We start from the raw sequence: 26636 nt of genomic DNA, 5'->3' as shown, positions 1-26636 counted from the left end.
AGACTTCAAATAAATAACCCCGGTGCAAATGCATCGGGGTTTTTTGTATCTAAATTTCAGGCTACGACCAAAGTCCAATTCCCTATATTAACAAACCCTCCTACATTTGTTAGCGACCCAATAACAATATTAATTTGAACAACTGGAGGGGACGTTTATGGCATTTGAAAGTGAAGATCATGCCAAAGCGTACTGGAAAGAAAACCTAGGCTTAATGTTAAAGCTATTAGTGGTCTGGTTTATCGTTTCTTATGGCTTTGGAATCATACTGGTGGATGTACTTAACGAGATAACCTTTTTCGGCTTTAAGCTTGGATTCTGGTTCGCTCAGCAAGGCTCCATTCTTACCTTCATCGTGCTTATCTTCATTTATATGAAAGGCATGGCAAAACTTGATAACAAATACGCCGTTCATGAGGACTAATGCGCTATGGATATTCAAACGCTAACATTTATTATTGTCGGCCTGACCTTTGCGTTATATATCGGTATCGCAATTTGGTCCCGTGCCGGATCGACAAACGACTTTTATGTTGCAAGCGGTGGTGTACACCCGGTAGCGAACGGTATGGCAACAGCCGCTGACTGGATGTCGGCAGCGTCGTTTATTTCAATGGCTGGTATTGTTGCTTTTGCAGGTTACGATGGCTCGGTCTATTTAATGGGTTGGACAGGCGGTTATGTACTGCTTGCAATGTGTCTTGCTCCATACCTACGAAAATTTGGTAAGTTCACCGTACCCGACTTTATTGGTGATCGTTACTATTCGCAAACAGCGCGCACTATCGCAGTATTATGTGCAATTTTAATTTGCTTTACTTATATAGCTGGTCAGATGCGCGGTGTCGGTGTTGTATTTTCACGCTTCCTGGAAGTTGATATCGCAACGGGTGTTATCATCGGTGCAATTATCGTATTTTTCTATACTGTTTTAGGCGGTATGAAAGGTATTACCTATACACAGGTTGCTCAATATATTGTATTGATGTTCGCTTACGTTGTACCTGCGGTATTTATTTCATTAATGATGACCGATCACTTTCTACCGCAAACCGGCTTCGGTGCGACAATAGCTGAAGGCGTCCCAGGGGAAGGGAATTATCTACTTGAGCGGCTTGATGGGCTTTCGAAGGAACTCGGTTTTGCCGCGTATACGGAAGGTGTTCGTAGTAAAATAGATGTCTTCTTTATTACTGCAGCATTAATGGTTGGTACGGCAGGCTTACCGCATGTGATCGTTCGTTTCTTCACAGTACCAAAGGTGCGCGATGCACGTCGTTCAGCATTTTGGGCTCTAACTTTCATCTCTGTTGTTTACCTAACAGCTCCTGCTATCGCATCTTTTGCAAAAGTGAATATCTTCAACACAGTCAACGGACCTTACTTACAAGGTGTTGAATATGAAAATGCACCAAGCTGGGTTAAGAACTGGGAAAAAACCGGTCTAATTACCTGGGAAGACAAAAATGAAGATGGCAAGATGTTCTACTCGGGCGATGAACGCAACGAGATGACTATTGACCGTGACATTATGGTTTTGGCTAATCCGGAAATTGCTGACCTACCAGCATGGGTTGTTGCACTGGTAGCTGCTGGTGGTGTTGCTGCAGCGCTATCGACTTCCGCAGGCTTACTCTTGGTCATATCGACATCGGTTTCGCATGACTTACTGAAACGAAATTTAATGCCGAATATTACCGATAAGAAGGAACTTCTATACGCTAGGGTAGCAGCCGCAACAGCCATTATTATCTCTGTTTACTTTGGTATTTACCCGCCCGGCTTCGTGGCGCAGGTGGTCGCCTTTGCATTCGGCTTAGCCGCAGCAAGCTTCTTCCCTGCGATAATTCTGGGTATCTTCCATAAGCGCATGAACCGTCAAGGTGCTGTAGCAGGTATGGTTGTGGGTATTCTATTTACCTTCTGTTACATTGTATTCTTTAAGTTTGTATCGCCGGAACTGAACACGCCTGAATACTGGCTGTTTGGTATCTCGCCAGAAGGCATAGGTACTCTGGGTATGATTATCAACTTTGTAGTTGCAACAATCGTACACAAAGCAACAGGTGATGCTCCTGAAGACATTCAGGAATTGGTTGAGTCAATACGGTATCCGAAAGGATCCGGTGAAGCTCAGTCTCACTAATTGCTTTCGACTAAGATAAGCCCAGCCTCAGTGCTGGGCTTTTTTAACGGTAAGTAAGGACGAAAACCATTATGGAAGCGTCTGAATTCTTAAAGCAATGCCCACCATTTGATGAGTTAAAAAGCGAGCACCTTAGTTGGGTTATTTCGCAGTTACAGTCGGTGTATTTGAACGAAGAGAACTGCAATGACGTTATGACCTCAATGAGGCCGGCATTATTTATAGTGCGGTCGGGAATTTTTGATCTGCGTGATGCCGACGGTGAACTTATCGAGCGTCTGGAGAGCGGGGACTTATTTGGTTACCCATCGCTGTTAACTGGTCGAGAAATTACTAACCGTTTAAAGACATTAAAAGACGGAATAGTTTACGTATTACCAGAGCATGCGTTCGATCGTCTTCGAAAAACCTCAAAATCATTTGAGCAGTATTTTATAAAAGCTCATGGACAACGTTTATTAACTGAGCGAAAAGCGAACACCACTTCTGACTCAGACTGGAGTCAGCAAATAGTTCGTTCTATTGTTTCCAAAGCGCCGATTAGTTTAAGCAGTGAAACCTCAGTTCAGGATGCTGCTAAACTCATGTCGCAAAGCGGAATTTCGTCCGTCCTGGTTGTAGACGATAATCAATTGGTTGGAATTTTAACCGACAGGGATTTACGAAATCGTGTTATTGCTGAGGGGCTGCCTTTAGAAATAAGAGTTTCAGCGGTGATGACTCAATTGCCCGAGTCAGTAAACGAAAACCGCTCGTTAATGGATGCACTGACGGTTATGACATCGAGTAATATCCACCATCTACCGGTGGTAAATGATAATAATCAGCCGGTTGGAATGATAACCGCTACGGATTTAATACGTCAGCAGCGTAGTGATCCTGTGTTCCTTATAAGCGCTATTCGCAAGGCGACGAGCAAAAAGCAGTTAATAGAAGAAGCTGCGAAGTTACCCGATTACCTGCAAACTTTTGCCAGCCGAGTAAAACAAACCTCGGTATTAGGCCGGCTGATGGCTTCAGTGACAGACGGGATGACGCGTCAACTGATCAAATTGTACGAGCAGGAGCACGGTGCCGCACCTGCCGCATACAGCTGGCTAGCATTTGGTTCTCAGGGAAGAGAAGATCAAACGTTAAGTTCCGATCAGGACAACGGGCTACTACTGAGTAACGGCCTCTCAAAATCGCAAAAAGAGTGGTTTGCCGGCCTGGGCGAATATGTTTGTGAAGGCTTGGGAGAGTGCGGTATTCCTTTATGCCCGGGCAATATTATGGCATCTAACCCCGAGTGCCGAGGTACCATTGATGAGTGGAAGGAAAAATTCAACGGTTGGATAAATAGCCCAACTCCCAAAGCGCTCATGTACTGCCAGATATTCTTCGATAGCCGACCTGTTATGGGTGAAGGTCGCTTTTATCAAACTTACAGAGAAGAAATAGCCAAGTTGGCCAATAACGATATGTTCTTAGGAAACCTGGCTATTTTAGTCAATAAGATACAAGTGCCCTTAGGTCTGTTTAACCGACTACGGACTTCAGATGCGGATGGTGAAGACACCATTGATATAAAACGCTATGGAATTGCGTTAATTAACGATATCGCGAGAATTTATTCATTAAAAGAAGGACTGATAGTTCCAGGTACTGTAGCGCGTTTAAAAGCCTTGCAAAAAAGTCGTCTGCTAAATTCAAAAGACAACCAGTCACTGCTCGAAGCATGGGAGTTTTTGACCCAGCTACGACTCAATCATCAACTGAAAGTTTGGGGAACCGACAAGCCTAAAAACGCGATTGATCCCGATGAACTAAGCACGCTTTCAAGACGACAACTGAAAAGCGCTTTTCGTATTATAAAAGAAGCACAGCAAGGCGTTGGGTTAAAATTCAGTAGGCAGGGCTATTAATGGCCAGTTGGTTACAAAACCTCGCGAATTGGTATGACCGTCGGCAACAATTGAAGCAGCCTTGGCAGCAGCTTAGGTATGTTGCTTTGGACATTGAAAGTACTGGCTTGAGTCCGACTAAGCATGACATATTGTCAATTGCATGGGTGAGCATTCAGCCACCGGCAATACAACTTGGTAATGCTCAGTATCATGTATTTGCTCATGGTCAAGAAATTGACTTAGGGCAGAGCCCAACCATTCATGGATTAACCAAAGACGACTTTATTCACAGCTCAGACCCGAAACAGACCTTTGCAATGTTGAGCCGTGCGCTAAACGATGCAGTGATGGTGTGTCACCACAAGGGCATGGACTGGGGGTTCTTAAAGCAAGCTGAAAAAGTTTACGGTATTCCTATGAAACCGCTCGCTGTATTTGACACTTTAGCGTTTGAAAAAAAACAGCTTGAAAAAGTGGAAGGGGCTGTACGAAAAGACTCACTTACTTTGTCAGCATGCCGTAAGCGATACGGACTACCTGATTATCATTCACATCATGCGCTTACCGATGCAACTGCCTGTGGTGAGTTGTTTTTGGCGCAGGGGTATTCTGTTAATGAACGTGAATTAACTGTGAAACACCTGTTACTGAAAAGGTAACCAATGTTAAATCTATTAATATATCTGAGCGTTTGATAAACATTTTGTTTGATTAATAATCGAACAAACAAACCGCCTCAATAAAACCCCTGTAAAGCCCTTGAAAAGATCCCCCCTGAGAGTTAAAAGGTTAATCCCCTGTTAAGGGATCAGGTTGCTTTTCGCCAATCAAGCAACGTTAAAAAAATAAATGTTCCAGGGAGTAATCTCATGAATAACAAACTGTTTCGTCGCAGCATGACTGCGCTTGCGGTTGCGTCTACGTTATCGTTTCCTGCGGTAGCTCAAGACAATTCAGCTGATAATAATATCGAAAAAATCGAAGTAACGGGCTCGCGCTTAAGCCGCACCAATATGGAAACGCCTGTTCCTGTAACGGTTATCGGTCGTGATGATATCGTTCAGACTGGCGCAATAAATGTTGCACAGGTTTTGAACATGTCTCCAGTAGCTATCGCTGGCTCAGATCAGTCTAACTCAGCATTTACAACAGCGACTGTCGGCTTGAACACTACTGAATTGCGCAATATGGGCGCTGCACGTACGTTAGTATTGCTTAATGGCCAACGTTTTGTATCGGGTGTTGATCCGTCCTCTGGTTACGCCGTTGACTTAAACGCTATTCCAACGGCAATGATTGAGCGTATAGAAATCCTTAAGAGCGCATCCTCTGCTGTTTACGGCTCTGACGCCGTTGCGGGTGTTGTTAACATCATTACACGTAAAGATTTTGAGGGTGTTGAAGTAAATGCGCAAACCGGTATTTCTGGTGAGCATGACCGTCAAACCCAAACCTTAAATATCACAACGGGTAAAAACTGGAGTGATGGTAACGCATGGTTATCATTCGGTATTGATAACGACGAAGGTCTTAAATCAGTCGATCGTGATTTCTCAGCACGAGATAGCGGGATTTTTAACGATGAAAATGGTAATCCTTTTGTTGGTGACGCTTTCTCATCATACCCGACTCAAGGCCGTGTTACTGTAAAAGACGAAGACGGTATTACCGTTGGTAACTATGATGCCGACGGTTCTGACTATTCTGGTGGTTTAAACCGTGCATCAGCTCGTCAGTTGGTGACACCTTTAGAACGTCGTTATGTATCGGCTGAAATTCGCCAAGATCTTTCGAGTGATCTAAACGTGTTTGGCTCTGTTCATTGGAACTCGGCTCAAACTAAAGGCTCTACCATTGAGCCAACACCATTTAATGTTGGCGAAGACCTATGGATGAATAATCGCGTAGACGAACCTGTTGCCGGACTGAGCGTATACTCTCCGTTAGTACCTCAAGAATTGCGCGATAAGTTATTATCACACGGTATCAACGACCTTGGTTCACAGCGAATCGATTTTGTTCGACGCATGGCTGAATTTGGTCCTCGTTCGACTGACGTAACTCGTGATACTTTGCGGGTTGCATCGGGATTCAGTTATGCAATCGATTACAACTGGACTTGGGACAACTACTTTACTTGGGGCCGTACAAACCAAGAGCAGTTAAACGGCGGCCAAATCAATACTGACCGTGCGCGTCTTGCTTTGGATGTCATCGATGACGGTAACGGAAACTTGGTTTGCGCAAGCGAAATTGCCCGCATGCAAGGCTGTGTTCCATTGAACATGTTTGGTGAAGGTACTATTTCTCAAGCCGCTGTTGACTATGTCGCAACCCCAGCTAAAGCAACCGGTACCGCTGAACAATTTGTAGTGCAAAGTGTCGTATCAGGTGACTTACCTATCGAGCTGTCCGGTGGCTACATGGGGTTAGCTGTAGGTCTAGAGTATCGTGAAGAAAAAGGTAGCTATAGCCCTGGTGACTTAGCACAAACTGGCGCATCAAGTACTAACAAGTCAGAACCAACCGATGGTCGGTTTGACACGAAAGATGTGTTTATTGAAACTCGCCTGCCAGTGTTAATGAACTGGTCAATTGACGCAGCTGCACGTTACTCTAAGCATTCCGCATCGGGCAGTGCGCTGACCTGGAACTTGGGTACCGAGTATGAGCCAATCGATAGTTTGAAGTTGCGTGCGTCAGCGGCAACGGCTATTCGTACACCAAACATCTCTGATCTTTACTCTGGTGTTGGCGAAACATTTGCTCGCGTATATGATCCTTGCGAAGGGGTTACTGCAACAAGTGAGGGTAATATCGATACAAACTGTCGTTCGATTGACTCAGTTAACGCCCGTATTCAGTCTTCAGGCGAATTTAACCTGACTGATGCTGAAACTCAGGGCACCGGCGGTTTTGTCGGTGGTAACCCGAATGTTCAGGAGGAGACAGCTGATACTTATAGCTTGGGCGCGATTTGGCAAATTACTGATGATCTGTCTGCGACTGTTGATTACTACAAAATAAAAGTTGAAGACGCTATTTCAATTACCTCTCGCAACCTTGTTTTGGAGCGTTGTTATAGTGTATCTCCTGAAAACTTCGACCCAACGTGTGCGGATCAAACCTTACGCAGTTCTTCAGGTGTTTTAGTTGACGTTAACAGTAGCTCGTCAAACGAAAACATCATTCGTACTTCAGGTGTTGACGTTGAAATGAACTATCGTACCGAACTCGGGGAAGGTATGTTCTCGGCAGACTTCATCTGGAACTATACTGATGAGTACTCAATTGAGTCTATGTACGATGGCAGCACAACATACTATGCTGGCGAGGTTACTATGCCTGAGCAGCGTGCCAACCTAAACATGGCATATACGTTAGGTGATGTAGCCGTTTCGTGGAGACTTCGTCATTGGGACAGCTCAGTAGATTCGTTGAATGGTGAAAACTACAACTATACTACTGGTCAGCCTTATGAAGCGTATAATAATGTGGGATCAGTCACTTATCATGACATTTCAGCTCGTTATTATATGAACGATACTTACGAGTTCAGTGTCGGTATCCGCAACGCCTTTGATAAGCAGCCACCAATTCTCCCTCAGGGAAGTAACAGTGGCTCGACTGGCATCAATACTGCTTCTGAAGCTTATGATGTAACCGGTCGTTACTACTTTGCTGGCGTAACAATGCGCTTCTAAGAATACTGTTTCTTAAGTATTCGATAAATCAGCCCGGCTCTTTGAGTCGGGCTTTTTTGTGGTAGCATGAAAATAATGTCGTAGTAGTACTGGAGTGAACAATAATGAAAACAACAAAAAATCCATGGACTGAGTATTGGCAACGCGGTGCGAAAGCAAGTTTCCTGGATGAAAAGTCGCGTCTGCAAGCTTACCAAATGCGTAAATTCTGGTTTGAACGTTTCGATGAAGCCGATATAAAACAACCGATAATTGATATTGGCACCGGTAACGGGGCTGTTGTGCAATGGCTTACTGAATACTCAGAAGAAAAGGGCAAAAAGTTAGATGTTCAAGGCATCGACTCTGCTGATATTAACCCGCCAAACAAAGCGCTTAAGCTTTCAGGTAATACTCCCTATGAAACTTTCAAACTGCCCTCCAATAAAAAAGTGGGTATGTTCGTGTCACATTATGGCCTTGAATACGGTGATATGGCTGACGGTTTAAAGAATTTGCACACTCAGTTAAAGCGGGGCGGAGTATTAATAGCACTGGTGCATTCGGAAGCATCGGTTATTTACAAGAAAAGCCAGGCTATATATGACTTAATTCCTTCCGCAGTAAAGCACTTGAAGAAGTCTGTAGCGCCACTGCAAGATGCGTTACTGAAACACGGACCCAATAATTTGCCACGTTCAGCGTTGCAGGCACAACAGGCACTTAATCAATTTGCACGGAAACATGAACGCAACCCGGCTTTTCACGCAATGAACTTTGTACCGGCAACAAAGCATGTGTTGCAAGCTGCGGCAAAAGGTAACGAAGTTGAATCACGTCAAGTTTATGCAGGGTACTTAAACTCAATAAATTCAAATAAGGCGAGAACTCAGACTCTGCTGAAAGCAGTAGAACAGTTAGAAGGCATGGAAGAAGCCAAGAAGCAATTAGAGTCAGCAGGCTTTAAAAATGTTGTAATTCAGGAAGTAGAATTTCCAGAAAGTGGCATTTTTGGTCAATGTATCCAAGCGTCAAAATAAGTATACAACCTTTCCTTGCAAAGCCGCATTAGGCGGCTTTTTAACAGCTTTAAAACACTATCAACAAAATTAACACTAAAAGTTTACAACTCCTTAACTTCCTGTTAGATTCTAAACAGCTTCTATAAAAGAAGCGAAATAATAAAAACGTTCCAGGGAGTTTTTACTCATGAAAAATATGACATTTCGTAAAAGCTTAACGGCAGCAGCAGTAGCTGCGTCTTTAGGTTTTCCTGCATTAGCAATTGCGCAAGACGCGCAAACTGACGTAAATGCGGAAGAAGAAGTAGAGCGCATCCAGGTTACTGGTTCTCGTTTGAACCGTACTGATATGGAAGGTGCTTTACCTGTAACGGTAATTGACCGTGTAGACCTTGAAGCTAGTGGTGATATTTCTGTTGCTGACTTCATGCGAGATACTAACTTTAACTCGTTCGGTTCTTACCAGTCTACTTCAGGTAGTAGTGGTGGTGGTGCTGCCCAAGTTAGTTTGCGTGGTTTAGGCGCAGGTAGAACGCTTATTTTAATAGACGGACGCCGTGCACCGACTTCACCTATTCTAGGCTCAGGACAGGACTTGAACTCTATCCCAATGGCTGCAGTTGAGCGTATTGAAGTATTGAGTGACGGTGCTTCTGCGGTATACGGTTCTGACGCTATTGGTGGTGTTGTTAACGTTATTACCCGTAAGGATTTTGATGGCGTAAGTGTTACTTACGGTGTTGGTCGTCCAACTAACGATGGTGGCGACACTGAAGAAATGAGTATCGTAATAGGTAGCTCTAACTCGAAGAGCCGCGTATTACTAGGTGCGTCAATGAACTCTCGCGATGTTATTTTTACGCGTGACCGTGACTACTGGTATGATCCAGAAAACCCATCAGGTTCGACATTTTCTAATAACTTTGGTTTTAAAAACCCTGAGACCGGTCATTCAAGTTCAATTGGTGCTACAAACCGATTAGATCACCCTGATTTCGGCACAGCAGTACCTGGGTTATGTACTAATGAAGACGACAGTGACCTGTTTTTTATGGCCTCAAATGGAAACTGTTTGTTTAACCATGGGGCGACTTCTGCAAACTTAACCAGTACGAAAAACACCTCACTGTTTGGGCGTGGTGATTATCAAATCAACAACGACTGGAATGTGTATTTCAGTGGTAGCTTAAATAAAGTAGAAAGTTTTGGTCGTTTTGCTGCGTTACCATCATCTCCATGGCCTGGTGGGGCAATCGAAATTAGTCCAGATAGTCCAAACCATCCTGGTAATTTAAACGGGTATAACCCAAACGCATCTGACCCGTATTATCAGGGAATTGCGGATCAAACACTGTCTTTGTATCATCGTTTTGATGCCTTAGGTCCACGTGACAACAACGTAGAAAATACCACAACCAGTTTTGATGGTGGTTTTAAAGGTATGATTGGTGATGTTGGTCTTGATTTCGGTGCTCGTTATGTAACGTCACGTGCAATCAACTTAGGTAACAACTATGTTGTTGCAGGTCTGGCTCAACCATTAATCACTGATGGTACTTATAACATCTATGACCCATATAATGTTTATGATCCTGAAACTGGCTCTATTGTTGAAGGTAGCCCTTCAGGGTTAGGTATGACAGCTACAACTAACCGTGACATGTTTTCAACGGTTAAAGAGTTATACGCAAACGTAAGTTTTGACATGTTTGAAATGGGCGCAGGCGTTTCTTCTGCCGCTTTCGGTGTTGAGTACCGTGAAGAAAAATACCAAGACAAATACGACTTACTGTCTGCAGCTGGTCAGGTGTCTGGTTCATCGGGTGCATCAGCAGGTGGTGAACGTGATGTAACTGCGCTTTACGGTGAGATGCTTTTCCCAGTATTGGATTCAGTTGATATTGAAGTCGCAGGTCGTTACGATGATTATAGCGACTACGGTAGTGACTTCTCTCCGAAAGTAGCGGTTCGTTGGCGCCCAAGTGACACGTTATTGGTTCGTGGTTCTTGGGGGGAAGGTTTCCGTGCCCCTACGCTAAGTAACTTAACCCAAGAGCCAGCGTTTAGTGCAGAGTACACTAATGATGAGGCAACCTGTATTGCGTTAACGGGCGAACCTTGTGTTGGCGGCTCAAGTGTTCAGGTTAATACTTATTCAGCAGGTAATGTAAACCTAGAATCAGAAAACTCTGAACAGATAGGTCTTGGTGTAGTCTGGGAAGCTAGCGACTGGCTAAACATGAGTGTCGATTACTATGATATCGAGATTACTAACAGCATCAGCTCTATCGGTCTACAACAAGCTGCTAACTGTTTACGTGGTACAGGAACTTTGTGCCCATCTGGCATCAGTCAATTCGACGAAGGGACTACAATACCTGATCCTGAGCTAGGTGTTGGTGTCATGTTTGCCGGTGACGATGTAAACGCTGCAATAGTTGGTGGACAACTAGGCTTAGTAAACCTTGGTAGTGTAGAAACTGATGGTATGGACTTTAGCGTAAATACCAATTTCGACCTTGGTTTTGGTACTTTAACCAACAACTTCCAAGCGAGTTATGTTAATAATTACTCAGCTAATGGTGGAGAAAACGACGCTGGTGAGTATGGTTATCCAGAGTTACGTGCTTCACTGAATAACGGTTTAGCAATGGGTGACTTTACTGTAAACTGGAACATTCAGTACACAGATTCTACGACTTACAACACAAGTGACGCTGACGGTAATCCGTTAGCATACGGAATCCCAAGCTGGACTATCCATAACGTTCAAGTCAACTATGCAACGCCTTGGGATGCGACTGTTACTTTTGGTGTTAATAACTTAACAGACCGTGAACCAGCTGATGCATCGTTGTTTGGTACTAGCTATGATTACTACATCTACAACCCATGGGGTCGTGTACCTTACATCCGTTACACTCAAAACTTCTAAAAAGTGTGTAATAGGAAAGCGAAACTCAGTTAATTTAAGAGTTTAGCGATTAAAAAGCCTGGCTTCGGATATTTATCGAAGTCAGGCTTTTTTAATTGTCGTTCGATAGTGGAGTAACTAATGACGATTATTAGAGTTATCATAAAGGTCTGTATGATAGTTTTTCTATCTCTTGCCTTAATGCCTGCAGTTGTAAATTCAAAACAACAACCTCGGTCCAACGATATAAATGTAGAAGACTTTTTTTCAAACATCGTTTACAAAGAGCTTAAAATTTCCCCTACTGGTGCGTATTACTTAATTAACTCTGATGCTGGCGATCGGGACCGATTAGTAGTGATAGACCGCGATACGAACAAGCCAATTAGCAGCTTTGAAGTAGGTGAGAACAAACGTATCTCGGAAGTTTATTGGGTTACTGATGAGCGATTTATCTTCCAAGCTCGGACGCGAGTGGGCTTGTATGATGACCGTGAAGGGCCGCCGAATTTATATGCGGCAAATGCTGATGGGCGTTTGCGTAAAGAAATTTTCACATGGGATGTTGCGGGGTTTGAACTTTTAAGCTTGTTACCTAACGATCCGGATCATGTGTTAATTGCCCGCTACTTCTGGCGTGATAAAGGTCAGCCGAAGTCTCATATTATTAATATTCATACGGGGAAAATACGCTATATTGCTGATCAGCCAGATAATTCACAGCAGTTGTTTGCTGATAATGAGGGTAATTTACGCTTAGGCTACTCGTATGAAGAGTCAAGTGACGATAAATTTGGTCAAGGAAGTTCTTATTTATACTTTAAACCATTCGAAGGCGATAGCTGGCAACGATTGATCATTGACTCCTTTAAGCCCGGGGATACGCTGCGCTTTGCTGGTTTTTCTAATGATAATCGGTATACGTATATTTTTTCGGACATGGATTCAGATGTTCAGGAAGTCTATAGGTTTGATACGAAAACGAGAGCGATTGAACAGCTAACAAATGAATCAGATTCTGATGTGAATAGCGCGGTTATGGGCTTAGACGGTAACGTAATTGGTTTTGAGTTTGTGCCGGACACCTTTGCTCGCTCGTATATTGAAAATGGTAAAACAACTGATCTGTTGAAGTCGATTAGTAAAGCGTTTGCTGGTCAACGTGTAACTATTACTAGCGCAACAAAAGATCATAAGCAAGCAGTTATTTCTATTAGCTCTGATGTGAATCCCGGAGAATTTTATTTGTTCGATACCGAGACTTTGGAAGCGAAGTTTATCGCTGCGCGATTGGAGAGCCTAGAGTCAAACCAAATGGCGAAAATGCAGCCTATCAGCTTTAACGCACGAGATGGTGTAGAGCTTAATGGATATTTGACGATGCCGAACAAAGAAAGCGACGTGCCTGCACCGTTAATTGTAAAAGTTCATGGTGGGCCCCATGGGGTTAGGGATTATTGGGGGTTTGATCCAGAAAATCAGTACTTCGCAGCTAACGGGTTTGCTGTGTTACAAGTCAACTTTCGCGGATCAGGCGGTTACGGAAAAGAATTCCTTGAGTCAGGATATGGTGAGTGGGGTCGTAAAATGCAGGACGACGTAACTGATGCAACGCATTGGGCAATTGAGAACGGCTATGCTGACAAAGATAGAATCTGTATTTACGGGGGCAGTTATGGAGGCTACTCATCTTTGATGGGAGCTATTCGTGAGCCTAATTTGTATCAGTGTGCGGTCGGCTACGTTGGAGTATATTCTCTTCCGCTGATGTATGAGGATGGAGATATTCCAGATTCAGATTCGGGAATAAAGTATTTGCGTGAAGTTATCGGGAACGATGATTCAGAGTTACGTGAAAACTCACCGGTCTACCAAGCTGATAAGGTAGAAGTCCCTGTGTTTTTAGTCCATGGCAGTGAAGATGTCCGAGTACCCATGAGCCACTTTGAACAGCTTACGGAAGCTTTCGATAAGCATGGTGTTGAGTATAAGACCTTGGTCCGAGAAGAAGGGCATGGTTTTCAAAAAGAAGAGAATAAGTTTGAGTTATATCCTAAACTTATTAAGTTTTTTGAGAAACACCTAGACTAAAATATAATCCCGACTTCTGTTGTTTAATTAAGCTTGGCTCTTAATCCCGAGCCAGGCTTTTTATTTCCCCTAAACCTTCCCCAACACCTGCCGATAAAAAAGCATCAGCGTTTTGAATATAGGTGCGTTTATGGCTCTTCGCTCGACTCTCTTTGCAATAATAGCTTTGCTGCTCAGTAGCTCAGCATTAGCTCACGTCAGCAACCCTCATGAAAAAATTGGTGATGACTTAGCAGAACAGCTAGCGGAGCAACTACAGCGAGTTAACCAGCATTACGGTTATTCCAATATTGGTGTTACGCGCTGGGTGCTAGCGGAAACGTTAGAGCTTCCACCACAAGGCGACTCAATGTACAAGCTAAGCCATCAGCTAAGTGAAAGCCTCTACGCACACCTTAAAGAGCGTAACCTGGATGTCGTTGAATTTAGAGCTCAGGACTATGTAACGCTAACGGCCGACGGCTCAACCAATATGACACGCAATGTTGATGAGCTGGAAACTCAGCCAAAACTCGACTGGGTCTTAGTCGGAACGTTGTCGCGTAAGGATGATGGTGCCATTGTGAACTTGCGTATCATTGACCGCCGCAGTCAAGAAGTACTGGCAGCGGCAAATCGTTATGTGCCGAAACACTTGTATTGGCCCAATAAGCAAACAGAAATGGTTGATGGTCGGCTACAACGCCATTAAGAACGCAGGAATAGGACAGTCATTATGAATGTATTAAGTAAAGTATTTATATCGGCAGCTGCGTTAAGTTTAGTTTCGGCCTGTACTGTCTTGCCAGCAAAACAGCAGATAGCAAAAGAGCAGCCACCCGAAACTTATTCGCAGCCCTACAGCGCACAATACAGTGCCCAACTTGCTGAACAGCTGGTTGATAACGCTAGTATTCGACTCAGTGGTGTTAAAGTGGGTATTACCAACCTTGTCGGTGTAACGGGTCAGTACAATGAGAGCTCCGCTCTCAGCCAGGTGCTGTCTGAGCAATTAGTGCAAGAGTTGCATCGCCGCGAGCTGAGTGTATTGGACTTCAAAACAACGGACTTTATTCGCGTTACACCGAACGGTGACTTTGCGTTAACGCGTGACTATATGGAACTTGACGAGATCATGCCAATAACGCATGTGATGGTGGGGACTTTGTCGCATCATCGTGATGGTATTATGGCAAACGCTCGCTTGGTCGACATCAACACCAAAGATGTTGCTAGTGTGGCTCAGGTATTTATTCCGGCTCACGTGGTTCATCAATTAAGTGAAGACCACGGCAAGCCGGTTATTAGAAAAGCGCCTTAAATTTTAAAGCGAGTTAAACTACAAAAGCTTCGTAACATACTGAGTAAAATATAAAGGCAGAACAAAGTGCTTTTTCTCAGTAGCGGGTGAGCCTTGAGTCCCTGTCAGCTTTAGTGTTTTTTCTGGTTGGCACTTATTGATATAGGACTGAAGGGAACGTGCTTTTGTCCGGTGGCCGCTTTTAACTTCAACAGGAATGATGTTGCCAAGGCTGTCGCTCAGCAAAAACTCAATTTCTGAACGGGCATCGCTCCATGAAAAGCTTGGCTCAATACCTAAAGCTGAAAGCTCCTGCGCGACAAAGTTTTCAGCGATATACCCTTTGTATTGGTAACTTTGTTGCTTTATTTCTTTGTAGCCTGTATTCAGCATGTGGTTGAGTAAGCCAACATCAAACAAGAAAAGTTTTACTCGGTTCTCTTTCAGGTAAGCTGCCAACGGTGACTTAGCTTGACCCTCGATAGGAAAGTTTTTTAATACCAACCGGCATTTGTGCAACCAACTTATAGCGCTCTCGAAGTCTGAATAACGAGACTTTTTGTCAAAAACGTCTTTAAATTTAAACCGCTTTACTGATTCGTCTCGCACCGCTGAAAGTTGTGCTGGAATGCTGCTAAATACTGATTCGATGAGTTGCGCATTAGTTTTTCCTGAATATTTACCAAAGTCACGTAAGTAGCCATTAAAGAGGTTATCGTGTAGCTCAGAAACGGCTTCTGCTTTACTAATGATGCTTTCTTCTGAATTTTCAAACCAGCGGGATACGACTTCGGGCATGCCGCCAGTGAAGTAGTAGTCGGTGAGTTTATCGAACAGTTGCTTGTGAGCGGCTGTCGAGTTTGCTTGTTTTTCGAAGGCCTTGATTAAGGGCGCCTCTCCTGATGCCCAAAGAAACTCCTGAAAGGTTAAAGGTTGCAGGTTGTATTGTTCGACTTTTCCTACGGGGAAGGACGTTAATAACCCGATATTGGATCCGCTGGCAGCGACGAACATATTTGGCGTTTTTTCAGCAAAGTACTTGAGTGAAGTAACGGCTCGAGGGCACTCACCAATTTCATCCAAAATAAGTAAGTCGGAATTTTTGTTAATTTCCTTACCCGTTATGAGCTCGATACTTGACAGTATATCTTCCGGAGTTAAAGAGTCCTCAAATGCATCCGCAAGTTCAGGGGTTTCTAAAAAGTCGATACGAACAACATTTTTAAAGTGTTGGCCCAAAAGCTCCTTCAGCAAATAGGTTTTACCGGTTTGGCGAGCCCCATCGATGAGTAGAGGTTTTCGTTGTGACTTGTTTTTCCACGAAAGCAGCTTCTCAAGGAGTATTCGTTTCATGCAGCGACCCTTAACATATTCAGAGTTAGCTGATATTACACTTTATTGCGCATAAAAGTGCAAGTGTTATCACTTTTATGCGCATAAAAGTGCGCAAGTATACTTTTTTGTGCGCTTAAAAGTGTTACTTCAATTGAGCTTCCAGCTCACTCATAAATTCTCGAATGCGCTCGGCGTTTTTACCGACGTCGCTGCGGCCCACGCGAGACTTGCTGCGAATATCTAATTCACTACCGTCTTCAGTAGGTCGTATACGTATTACTACGTCGTCTTTAAAGCCAAACCAAGTGGTTGTTGCGGTAGCTTCTATGCGACCGTCTGTCTTGGAACTTTCAACCATTTCCCAACCCATGCTTTTAGAAGCTTCCAGGGCCGCTTCGAACAATTGTGCAGGTGACACCAATGCTTCGTATGTGGTCAGTTCAGGGTAAGCTTTCAGTTGTTGTTTTGCCGTCTCTTCGCCGGCGTACTCAACCGGGTTAGGGGCATCAGCGCGAAGTGGAGCAATAGCAACAAACTCCGGCGGGTTTTGTGTGTCGGTGGTAATATCGTGAATAGGCGGCACGCTTTGAGCCTTCAAATATTGGCTAAACGGCATGTAAACAGAAATGACCCCGGCAACAATGGCTAAACCGCTCAGACCTGCGACTAACCCCTTAGGCCGACGAATAAAATACCAAATAATATTCAGTACGAACGTCGCAGCACCAATATAAAGCGCCCAGCGCAGCATTAAGAATGCGGTACCTAAGTCAGCTGTACCACTTTTATACAAAGGTCCGGACACCGCCAGTAATATAACTGACAGAAAACCAAGAAGAATAAACAAACCGTGTAACGCTTTCATAACGAAACCCTCTTAATAATGTTGCCTGCTATTACGTCACTAACCTCGGTTTGGGTCAACAAATACCGATATTAGTTAAACGAAAAAGTAGTAAACTTCGTAGTAGTGAACATGAAGTATCTAGCTAATAATAAAAACAAGGATAAAACCGATGAAAACCTGGTGGTTTGCCGCATTCCCGCTAGTTGTCTTTCAGGCTTCAGCTCAGGAAAAGCCAATCGAAATCATTGAGGTGATTGGCCGCGATTCCTCATCGGTTGTGCTGCCTTCTGAGGACTCGACAGAAGGTCTTTTCGGTCTGGCAGAAAGCCTGCAGGAAATTCCGCGTGCGGCTGCTGTCATTAATGAGTCGTTAATGGAAGAAGCTGCGATTAATGACTTACACGACATTGCGCGATTCGCTCCAAACAGCTTTGCGGCGGCGGGGTTTGGGAATCCCTCATTGCCAACGTTGCGCGGTCAGCTTGGTGAGCTGTATGAAGCGGGTATGCGTCGTCAGGCAGGTAATAACGGCTTGGGTATTCCTATGTCGTTTAATGCCATAGAAGGCATGGCGGTTGTTAAAGGCGCTCCGCCCGTTATGTTGGGGACTTCGCAGCGCGTTGGTGGTTTCGTCAATTTGCAGCCGAAAACAGCGCGTCTGAATGACATGGACACTCAGGTAAAAGCGCAGCTAGGCCAGTGGAGTCAGTACCGTTTTCAAATTGACCATAACTGGGTGCTGAAAGAAGACGAACAGGGCCTAAGAATAAGTGCCGAATACGTTGACGAAGACAGCTTTTACGATTATCACCATCACCGCAGTGACGATGTCTTGTTAGCGTACAAGTTAGCGCCAAACGACGACACACAGCTGGATGTTTCTCTGGAATATTACGATGTCGAATGGACAGATAACGCCGGTATTAACCGCCCGACTCAAAATTTGATTGATAATAACTTATACATTACCGGACAGGGCGTGCAACCGAATGGCTCACGCGTTCCGGGGGCTGGTGCGGTGATTAGCCCAACCGGTGAAGTACGCATAGACCGTAGTACGACCTTAACCGATCCGCTTGATACCAACACTGCAGAAACAGCGCTTCTGCATGCGAAATTTCAGCATTGGCTAAATGACGAACTGGTTTTGGTGAACCGTACTTATTATCAGTATTTAACCCGCGAGGGTGTTAATCAAAACAGCTTTGTTGAAATTATTGACGACGCACATACCTTTGAAAACCGCACCGAGCTGCACATAAACAAGAAGACGGTAGTTGGTGTTAACCTGCGTATAAACGACGTGCTGGGTTATAGCCAATTTACGACCGAGGCGGACAACCCTATTGACCTCACAGGTCCGCTGGACAATCGCAGAATTCCGTTAAACCCGGGGCAGCAAGCGCGACTGATAGAATTGCGTCCGGGGCTGTTTGTGTCACCCGGTGCCCAGTATGACTTAGACGGTGACGGTTCCGGTGACTTTAACTTGTCCGATACTACCAATTCGACCAGTTATCAGTGGGGCGTTTTCGCACAGCATGAACTGGAACTGACCGACAAGTGGCGTGTAACCGGCGGTGTAAGAGCTGACTATTATGATGTTAAAGCTGAGGACCCTATTGCCCCGCAAGGTGTAAAAGCTAAAAGCGATACCTACAATGACTGGTTAAGCGCCATAAGTTTGTCCACGCAATACGACTGGACGCCGGAGCTAACGCTATACGCAACGGCTTATGAAAGTGATTCAACCTCGAATTCCATGGCCGGCGGTACGGTATTAAACACTGCCGGTGAAATTGATGCACAGAACTTCGCGACTGAAAACACGCTTTATGAAGTTGGCGTGAAGTACGCACCAGACGGAGCGCGCTGGTATGCGGATGCGGTACTTTTTGACCAGAAACGAAGCTTGCGTAATCGCGATGGGTCGAATAGGGGTATTCGAACGGAGGGTGTCGAAACTCAGTGGCATTACGCAAGTGAAGCTGGCTACTGGGTGACTTTAGCAGCCAGTTATATCGATGCGCGTTGGGATGGCTCCGCAGCGTCGCAGGGAACCCGGCAGGTGGCGGATGCGTTTGACAATTCGCGTCCCGATATTATTGAAGGTACAGGCGTAGGCTCACCAAACTTTACGTTATTCCCGGCGTCGAATCAGCAATTGCAGGGAATACCAGAAGTACAGGCGTCCATAGTTGCAGGTTGGAGTATTATGGAGAAATGGTCTGTTGGGGGAGATTTGAGCTATACCAAACATTATCCGTTAGATTACTTACAGACCGTTTTTATTCGCGATCAGCACACATTAAATCTGAATACTCGCTACCGGTTTAGTCAGCAGTTGAATGTGCGGTTAGACGTATTTAATGCGACCGATCAAGACAACTGGTCACCAGTATTTGAAGGTGGTTATTTTGGCGCAACGCTGGCCTTTCCGTCACAACCGGCACATGCACGTTTGAGTGTTAATTATGAGTTTTAAGGAAGACAAATGTCATTGAAAAAGCTGTTGTTGCTGTTGGTTATTGTTGCGCTGTTTATTAGTGCATTTGCGTTCGATTTAACCCAGTATTTATCGCTTGATGTGCTTAAAGAAAAGCAGCAACAACTGAATCAACTTTTTGCAGAGCACCCGTTCAAAGTATTTGCCATTTACTTCGCCATTTACGTTATTTCTACGGCGCTTTCTTTGCCGGGAGCGACTGTATTAACACTTGGCGCTGGTGCTATTTTCGGCTTTGGCTGGGGCTTGTTGTTGGCTAGCTTTGCCGCTTCGCTTGGTGCGTTTCTGTCGTTTTTAAGTGCTCGCTTTATTCTCCGGGACTGGGTGCAGGATAAGTTTGGTGAGCGCCTTGACGCAATAAACCGCGGTATTGAGAGAGACGGCGCGTTTTATCTTCTGAGTCTACGACTAGTGCCTATTTTCCCGTTTTTTGTCATTAACCTGGTTATGGGACTTACCCCGATAAAAGCCTGGACTTACTACTGGGTCAGTCAGGTGGGAATGCTGCTAGGCGCGGCAGTCTACATCAATGCCGGTACGCAGTTAGCGCAAATCAACAGTTTAGGCGATGTGGTATCGGCTGACTTAATTGGTGCCTTTGTGCTTCTGGGCATAATGCCAATTATTGCTAAATTTATTCTCAGTCTGCTTAAACGTCGTAAAGCGTTTAAAGGTTATAAAAAGCCGAAGTCATTCGACAATAATCTTGTAGTTATTGGTGCGGGCTCGGCTGGATTAGTCAGTGCTTACATAGCGGCGGCGGTAAAAGCCAAAGTGACTCTGATTGAAAAGCATAAAATGGGCGGCGACTGTTTAAATACCGGCTGTGTGCCGTCGAAAGCGCTACTGCATGTTGCAGAGCTGGCGCACAATGCTCGAAACGCTGGCAAAGCAGGGATCAATGTGGGTGAGGTGAGTGTCGACTTTAAGCAGGTGATGCATCAGGTTCAGTCAGTCATTAAAGATATAGAGCCGCATGACTCAGTCGAGCGCTATACCAAGCTTGGGGTGAATGTCGAACAAGGCACTGCAAAAATCCTTTCGCCATGGGAAGTTGAAGTAACGGCTGACGGTGAAACCAAACGCATAACCACTCGCAGCATTATTATTGCTACTGGGGCAAAACCCTTAGTCCCTAATTTTGAGGGCTTGGATAAAGTCAGCTATTTAACGTCGGATACCTTGTGGGACTTAGAAGAACTGCCTAAACGCTTGCTGGTATTGGGCGGCGGTCCTATTGGTTGTGAGCTTTCTCAAGCGTTTCAGCGGCTAGGCAGCCAAGTAACGCAGGTGGAAATGACAGATCGCTTAATGGGACCAGAAGACGAAGACACGGCTGAGTTATTAGTGCAGCGTCTGGCTCATGAAGGCATTGATATCAAGTTAAACCACAAGGCCGTACGTTTTGAGAAGAAAGGAAATGAATCTGTTCTTATTGCTGAACATAACGATAAAGAGGTGGCTATAGCCTTCGACAAAGTGCTTATAGCTCTCGGACGCCAACCCAACATTTCCGGTTTCGGACTTGAAGAACTCGGCGTACAAACCAATAAAACAGTGAGCACCAACCAATTGTTGCAAACGAACTTTCCGAATATCTATGCCTGTGGCGATGTCGCCGGCCCTTATCAGTTTACTCATGTTGCGTCGCACCAAGCCTGGTATGCGTCAGTTAATGCGTTGTTTGACCCGTTCAAAACCTTCCGAGCTGATTATTCCGTTATTCCCTGGGTGACCTATACGTCGCCGCAAGTTGCTAACGTTGGGGTAACCGAGCAGCAGGCTAAAAAAGCGAATAAAGAGTATGAAGTGACGGAGTACGATATAGGTGAGCTCGATCGCGCCATTGCTGATGACAGTGCTTATGGTCGAGTGAAGGTACTAACCAAACCGGGCAAAGATGAAATATTAGGTGTAAACATTGTTGGGCCTCAGGCAGGTGAGCTTTTAGCGGAATACGTATTGGCTATGAAACAAGGCATTGGGCTGAATAAAATACTGGGTACCATTCACAGTTATCCGACACTGGCCGAAGCTAATAAGTATGTGGCTGGCGAATGGAAACGCGCCAATGCGCCGAAGAAGCTGTTAGCATGGGTGGAGAAGTTCCATCGCTGGCGCCGGAGTTAATATGCGGGTACTCGCTTTAATTACTCTTGTTCTTTTGACTTTATTTGGCACAACTCTATTTGGTACACCCCTGGCAAAAGCCGAGGTAGTGAACTTTTATGCCTGGGGCGGTTCACCGCAAGTAAACAGTTACTTACGCTGGGCGCAACAGGAGTTAAAAGCCGAAGATATTCAGCTTAGACACAACAAAATTGCTGACGCCTCGGAAGTGGTTAAGCAGTTAATTAATGGTTATTCCAATGCCGATATTATTTGGATTAACGGTGAGAATTTCCACGCCCTAAAAAAAGCTAATGCTCTGCTGCCCATTGTTGACGATATTAAAGGTATGCAGCACATTAACCCAGATCTCAATTGGCGAACCGACTTTGGAGAATCTGTGAATGGACTGGAAGTTCCTTGGGGGCTAGGTCAATTTAACCTTATTGCCCGGCCTGGTGTGTTTGAAACCGAAGCAGTGAGTGCTCATGAGCTAATGCGTGCCGCGCAGAACTATAAAGGTCGAATAAGTTATCCAAAACCGCCGGAGTTTCACGGCACAACATTTCTGAAGTCCTTATTACTGTCGCTTTACCCCGAGAGGCGGTCAGTATTTCAGCAACCGGTAGCGTCCGTTAATGCAGAAGAGATCATTCAACCGCTCTGGAATTACCTCGATAAGCTTCACCCATTATTGTGGCAGCAGGGCAGTAACTTTCCGTCGTCTGCCGGTGAGCAGGTGTCCTATTTAGCGAATGGGCAGCTGGTTATGGCGGTAAGCTTTAATCCCAATGACTACAGAACTTTGGTCAACCAGGGGCGTTTGCCAGCCGGAGTTAAACGGTACACTTTATCTGACCGAGCTATGACCAACACGCATTATTTAGCTGTTCCCAAAACAGCACAGAACCCAGAACTCGCGAAGCAAGTCATAGAGTTTTTATTGTCTGTGCAAGCGCAGCTTCGCAAAGCAGATACTAACCGCTGGGGCGACCCGTCTGTATTAGCGCCGCAATTACTGCAAACTCAAGAAGCCAGTCAGCAGACAGAGCTGTTACCGTCAACCGATGACTTTCACGCCAGTTGGCAGGCGTATTTGGAGCAGCAATGGTCCGAGCGTTATCAGTAGCCATTAAGTTTGTCTTTATTGTGTTACCTGTCAGCGGTGGATTACTGCTGCTGTTGCTTTCGTCTTTTAGCGCCGAGTCAGGCTTAACCCACAACGCTGTTTATACTATTTTGAGTGAGCGCGCGACTTTAGTGTCGACACTACTGGTCGCTGTTGTGGCTCCGTTAATGGCTTGCTATTTGGCGTTGTGGCTGGCGCTTGGGTTATTGAAACTCCCCAGACTGCAACAGTTGCTTTCACCAGTATTGTCGGTACCGCATGTGGCGTTTGCCGTTGGACTTATGCTGCTATTCAGTCCTTCCGGCTGGCTTATTCGTTTGGTTGAGAGCGTCACCGGCCTGTTACCTTTTCCACCGCAAGGCTGGCCCTTACCGGAAAAATCCGTGATTACCGTTATGGTAGCCCTGGTATTAAAAGAGCTGCCATTTTTGCTGCTGATGATAGCGGCTCAGCTCAAACAAGTGCCTGCCAGCTCCTGGCTGACTCAGGCACAAAGCTACGGCTACAGTCAGCGGCAGGCGTGGTGGCGGATTGTTACGCCAGAGCTGCTAAAGCGCTTAACCTTGCCTATGGCTGCCGTTATTATTTATTCGTTGTCGGTGGTCGACATTCCACTGTTGGTGGGCAGTAATACCGAAGCGCTGCTGGCGCAGCGCGTCTATGAATGGACGTTCCAGTTTTCACCGGAAAGTCAAAGTAAGGCAGTCGCCGGCGCTTGGATCCTTATGGTTATCGCGGTACTGCTGCTGTTTCTTAATAGCTTGCATTCTGGTTTGTATCGTAAGTGGGCGCTTACCAAAGCGCTAAGAAAACAATGGTCGAAAACGACATTTTCCGATAAAGCCGCAAAAATCACTTGGATAACCTTTGGTTTTTTGTCACTCGCGATAATTGTTGTGCTCATACTGCAAGGTCTCGCATCAAGTTGGTTTTATCCGACACTCATGCCTGAAGCTCTGAGTTTGAACCACTGGCAGAGCGAATGGCATTACCTCACGGAGCCTTCATTCAATAGCCTTTGGCTGGCCTTAACCAGTGCTTTATTGGGTGTTATTTTTGCGGTCGTGCTGCTTCAACATCAACGCGAACAAAAACAGAAACGCTCCTTAAACGTCTGGGTTCTAATTGCTTTGTTCGTTCCACAAGTGCCGTTAGTTCTTGGCTGGCAGATGTTGCTTGGTGAGCACCTTACTCAGGGCTGGAATGTTCTGTGGGTCGCCTGGTCACATACGGTATACACATTGCCTTATGCGTATTTAGTGTTACACGGTGCCTATACTCAATTTGACGACAAGTGGCTGATAAAAGCCCAAAGTTTGGGCTACTCTGCACGACAAGCCTGGTGGAAAGTCATGTTGCCTATGTTGAAAGCGCCGCTAACAACGGCTTTCGCCATTGCTTTTGCGGTCAGCATTGCGCAGTACTTGCCAACCCAATGGCTTGGGCAGGGGTTAACACCGACACTGACCACTGAAGCGGTAAGCGTCGCCAGTGGCGGTGATTGGCGTATAGGCAGTCTTTATGCGTTACTGCAATCGTTACTGCCACTTATTGTGTTTATTGGCGTAGCGCTATTGAACACAGAGTTAAGACGTACACATTCAAAAGCGAAACGTTATGCTGAACATTCGTAATCTGGCTATATTCTCTCAAACAGAAAACAGTCAAAACACGCTGCTGCTTCGACTGAATAATCTCAGCATCCAACCGGGGGAGGTAGTGACGCTAATGGGCCCCAGCGGCGTTGGGAAGTCGACGTTATTGCGTTGGGTGCTCGGTGAATTCTTGCCTGATTTCACAACCCAAGGTGAACTGATGCTGGATGGCAGAGACCTTAGTGAGCAGTCGATAGCACAACGGCAAATAGGTATGATGTTTCAAAAAGGCGGCTTATTCCCACATATGACGGTCGCCGAGAATTGCCTATTCGCGCAAAAGCCGCGCTCAATACTCAAACGTAACGAGCAAGTAGAAAAAGCGCGTGCAATGTTGAATGACTTGGCGCTTAACGAAAAATGGGATGACTACCCACATAACCTTAGCGGTGGTCAGTATTCGCGCATTGCGTTGCTTTGTGCGTTGCTGGCAGAGCCGAAAGCGATGTTGTTGGATGAGCCCTTTTCAGCACTTGATGCGGGGCTACGGGCAGAAGTTCGTGACTGGACTTTCAAACAGCTGGCAGCAGCGACTATCCCTGCACTGATGGTGACACATGATCGAGTCGATGCCAGCGGGCGTATAATAATGGTCAACGAGAACAAAGAGATAGTCGATGCTTGATCCCAAACTATTACCGATAACCCGAGCGTTGCTGGACATTCCGGCGCGGTTGCTGATCAAGCTGGGCGTGACCGCGGACCAGGTAACGGTGGCAGGCTTTGTTGTTGGGTTACTGGCGGTGCCGTTGCTGGCGTTTGAATACTACACATTGGCGCTTATCCTGATACTGCTAAATAGGCTGGCCGACGGCTTGGACGGGGCAGTCGCCAGAAGAACGCAACTGACCGATGCTGGCGGTTACATCGATATTGTGCTCGACTTTGTTTTCTATAGTGCGGTGGTGTTTGGTTTTTTACTGGCATCTCCAGAGCAGAACGCCGTAGCAGCCGGGGTGCTACTGGTGACCTTTATGGGTACGGGGTCTACGTTTTTGGCATTTGCCAGCTTAGCCGGGAAGCGGGGAATAGAGAACCCTTCCTACCCCAATAAGTCACTGCACTACATGGGCGGTTTGACGGAAGGTTTTGAAACCATACTGGCGTTTGTCGCATTTTGCTTGTGGCCTCAGCATTTTGCTGTGTTGGCGTATATTTTTGCGGCGGCCTGTTGGATAACAGCAATAACCCGGATTGTGGCGGGTTACCGAACCTTAAAAAAAGGAGCGGCTGACCATGTCTGAAACAGCCTGGCGACTGAGCGTATTTGTGGGTGTGCTTATTCTCATGGGGTTGTGGGAATATGCGTCGCCTAAACGGCGGTCGCGTTACAGCCGTAAGCAGCGCTGGCCGGCAAACTTAGGCATTGTGGTTATTGATACCGTGCTTTTAAGAATTATCGCCCCCATTGGTTTAACTGGCGTAGCGGTATGGGCTGAAAACAGCGGCTGGGGCGTATTTCATAGCGCAATAGCGAGCGGTGCGCCGTTTTGGCTGGTTGTGGCATTAAGCATTATTGCGCTCGATATCGCTATTTACTGGCAGCACCGGCTGTTTCACCGGGTGCCTTTGTTATGGCGACTGCATCGGGTACATCATGCGGACCCGGACTTTGATGTAACCACAGGCCTGCGCTTCCATCCGGCAGAAATTATTTTGAGTTTCTTCATTAAAGCGGCCGCGGTTATTGCTCTGGGAGCTCCGGCATTAGCTGTAATTATATTCGAAATTATTCTGAATGCCTGTTCGTTGTTTAACCATGGCAATGTGGCCCTGCCCAAGCCGTTAGAAAAAGCGGTGCGAAAAATTCTAATTACGCAAGAATTGCATCGCATTCACCACAGTGTCGAAAAAGAAGAAACCAACAGTAATTACGGGTTTAGTGTGAGTTGGTGGGACCACCTCTTCAAAAGTTTCACTCCCGCACCTAAAGCGGGCTCAGACAACATTGATATTGGTCTGAAGGAATACCGTGACCAGGCAGTGACAACTAAAATTTGGGGTGTACTGAAGATACCTTTTACTCGCAACTGA

Annotated in this window: 19 protein-coding genes; 17 read left to right on the top strand and 2 right to left on the bottom strand. The window is 45.6% G+C overall.

Going from position 1 to position 26636, the window contains the following annotated elements:
* The first annotated feature begins 157 nt into the window (after positions 1 to 157).
* The 10 genes from CWI73_RS11910 (at position 158) to CWI73_RS11865 (ending at position 15042) form a co-directional block, all read left to right on the top strand.
* Positions 158 to 424 (top strand): DUF4212 domain-containing protein, encoded by a 267-nt coding sequence (locus CWI73_RS11910; RefSeq protein ID WP_088768705.1) that lies wholly within the window; start codon positions 158 to 160, stop codon positions 422 to 424.
* A 6-nt stretch (positions 425 to 430) separates the two neighbouring features.
* A complete protein-coding gene (locus CWI73_RS11905) occupies positions 431 to 2146 on the top strand; it encodes a sodium:solute symporter family protein (RefSeq protein WP_126752992.1) in 1716 nt (571 codons plus the stop codon).
* Between the two features lie 71 nt (positions 2147 to 2217).
* A complete protein-coding gene (locus CWI73_RS11900) occupies positions 2218 to 4050 on the top strand; it encodes a DUF294 nucleotidyltransferase-like domain-containing protein (RefSeq protein ID WP_126752991.1) in 1833 nt (610 codons plus the stop codon).
* Complete coding sequence (locus CWI73_RS11895; protein WP_126752990.1) at positions 4050 to 4691, top strand: 3'-5' exonuclease; 642 nt, start codon at positions 4050 to 4052, stop codon at positions 4689 to 4691. The genes CWI73_RS11900 and CWI73_RS11895 overlap by 1 nt, the downstream gene beginning before the upstream one ends.
* Before the next feature lie 210 nt (positions 4692 to 4901).
* Positions 4902 to 7736 carry a TonB-dependent receptor plug domain-containing protein gene (locus CWI73_RS11890; protein ID WP_126752989.1) on the top strand — a complete coding sequence of 945 codons (2835 nt, stop codon included), beginning with the start codon at positions 4902 to 4904 and terminating at the stop codon, positions 7734 to 7736.
* Between the two features lie 104 nt (positions 7737 to 7840).
* Positions 7841 to 8755 (top strand): SAM-dependent methyltransferase, encoded by a 915-nt coding sequence (locus CWI73_RS11885; RefSeq protein WP_126752988.1) that lies wholly within the window; start codon positions 7841 to 7843, stop codon positions 8753 to 8755.
* Positions 8756 to 8924: 169 nt separating this feature from the next.
* Positions 8925 to 11672: a TonB-dependent receptor gene (locus CWI73_RS11880; RefSeq protein ID WP_126752987.1), complete on the top strand. Its 2748-nt coding sequence runs from the start codon at positions 8925 to 8927 to the stop codon at positions 11670 to 11672.
* Between the two features lie 120 nt (positions 11673 to 11792).
* Positions 11793 to 13742 carry an alpha/beta hydrolase family protein gene (locus CWI73_RS11875; RefSeq protein WP_126752986.1) on the top strand — a complete coding sequence of 650 codons (1950 nt, stop codon included), beginning with the start codon at positions 11793 to 11795 and terminating at the stop codon, positions 13740 to 13742.
* 130 nt (positions 13743 to 13872) lie between these two features.
* On the top strand, positions 13873 to 14433 hold the full coding sequence (locus CWI73_RS11870) for a FlgO family outer membrane protein (RefSeq protein WP_126752985.1): 561 nt from the start codon (positions 13873 to 13875) through the stop codon (positions 14431 to 14433).
* A 24-nt stretch (positions 14434 to 14457) separates the two neighbouring features.
* Positions 14458 to 15042 carry a FlgO family outer membrane protein gene (locus CWI73_RS11865; protein ID WP_126752984.1) on the top strand — a complete coding sequence of 195 codons (585 nt, stop codon included), beginning with the start codon at positions 14458 to 14460 and terminating at the stop codon, positions 15040 to 15042.
* Between the two features lie 18 nt (positions 15043 to 15060).
* On the opposite strand, the gene CWI73_RS11860 is transcribed toward CWI73_RS11865, so the two are convergent.
* Together CWI73_RS11860 and CWI73_RS11855 are read right to left on the bottom strand one after the other, a co-directional pair.
* Positions 15061 to 16374 carry an ATP-binding protein gene (locus CWI73_RS11860; RefSeq protein ID WP_126752983.1) on the bottom strand — a complete coding sequence of 438 codons (1314 nt, stop codon included), beginning with the start codon at positions 16372 to 16374 and terminating at the stop codon, positions 15061 to 15063.
* Between the two features lie 124 nt (positions 16375 to 16498).
* On the bottom strand, positions 16499 to 17221 hold the full coding sequence (locus tag CWI73_RS11855; protein ID WP_126752982.1) for a DUF1499 domain-containing protein: 723 nt from the start codon (positions 17219 to 17221) through the stop codon (positions 16499 to 16501).
* Positions 17222 to 17372: 151 nt separating this feature from the next.
* Between CWI73_RS11855 and CWI73_RS11850 the strand changes: the two genes are divergently transcribed.
* The 7 genes from CWI73_RS11850 to CWI73_RS11820 are packed head-to-tail and all read left to right on the top strand — an operon-like array spanning position 17373 to position 26636.
* Positions 17373 to 19688, top strand: a complete 2316-nt coding sequence (locus CWI73_RS11850; protein WP_126752981.1) for a TonB-dependent receptor — start codon at positions 17373 to 17375, stop codon at positions 19686 to 19688.
* A 9-nt stretch (positions 19689 to 19697) separates the two neighbouring features.
* Entirely contained in the window at positions 19698 to 21839 is a 2142-nt protein-coding gene (gene lpdA, locus CWI73_RS11845) for a dihydrolipoyl dehydrogenase (RefSeq protein WP_126752980.1), read from the top strand.
* A 1-nt stretch (position 21840) separates the two neighbouring features.
* A complete protein-coding gene (locus CWI73_RS11840; protein ID WP_126752979.1) occupies positions 21841 to 22947 on the top strand; it encodes an ABC transporter substrate-binding protein in 1107 nt (368 codons plus the stop codon).
* Entirely contained in the window at positions 22926 to 24581 is a 1656-nt protein-coding gene (locus tag CWI73_RS11835) for an ABC transporter permease (protein ID WP_126752978.1), read from the top strand. The genes CWI73_RS11840 and CWI73_RS11835 overlap by 22 nt, the downstream gene beginning before the upstream one ends.
* On the top strand, positions 24565 to 25227 hold the full coding sequence (locus tag CWI73_RS11830; protein ID WP_126752977.1) for an ATP-binding cassette domain-containing protein: 663 nt from the start codon (positions 24565 to 24567) through the stop codon (positions 25225 to 25227). Before CWI73_RS11835 ends, CWI73_RS11830 begins: the two co-directional genes overlap by 17 nt.
* Positions 25220 to 25846, top strand: a complete 627-nt coding sequence (locus tag CWI73_RS11825; RefSeq protein WP_126752976.1) for a CDP-alcohol phosphatidyltransferase family protein — start codon at positions 25220 to 25222, stop codon at positions 25844 to 25846. Before CWI73_RS11830 ends, CWI73_RS11825 begins: the two co-directional genes overlap by 8 nt.
* Positions 25839 to 26636, top strand: coding sequence for a sterol desaturase family protein (locus tag CWI73_RS11820; protein ID WP_126752975.1), 798 nt, complete (start codon positions 25839 to 25841; stop codon positions 26634 to 26636). The genes CWI73_RS11825 and CWI73_RS11820 overlap by 8 nt, the downstream gene beginning before the upstream one ends.

It is taken from the genome of Idiomarina piscisalsi (assembly GCF_003987095.1).
Classification (GTDB): domain Bacteria; phylum Pseudomonadota; class Gammaproteobacteria; order Enterobacterales; family Alteromonadaceae; genus Idiomarina; species Idiomarina piscisalsi.
Note: the sequence above shows the minus strand (reverse complement) of the source record. Positions and strands in the feature narration are given on the sequence as shown.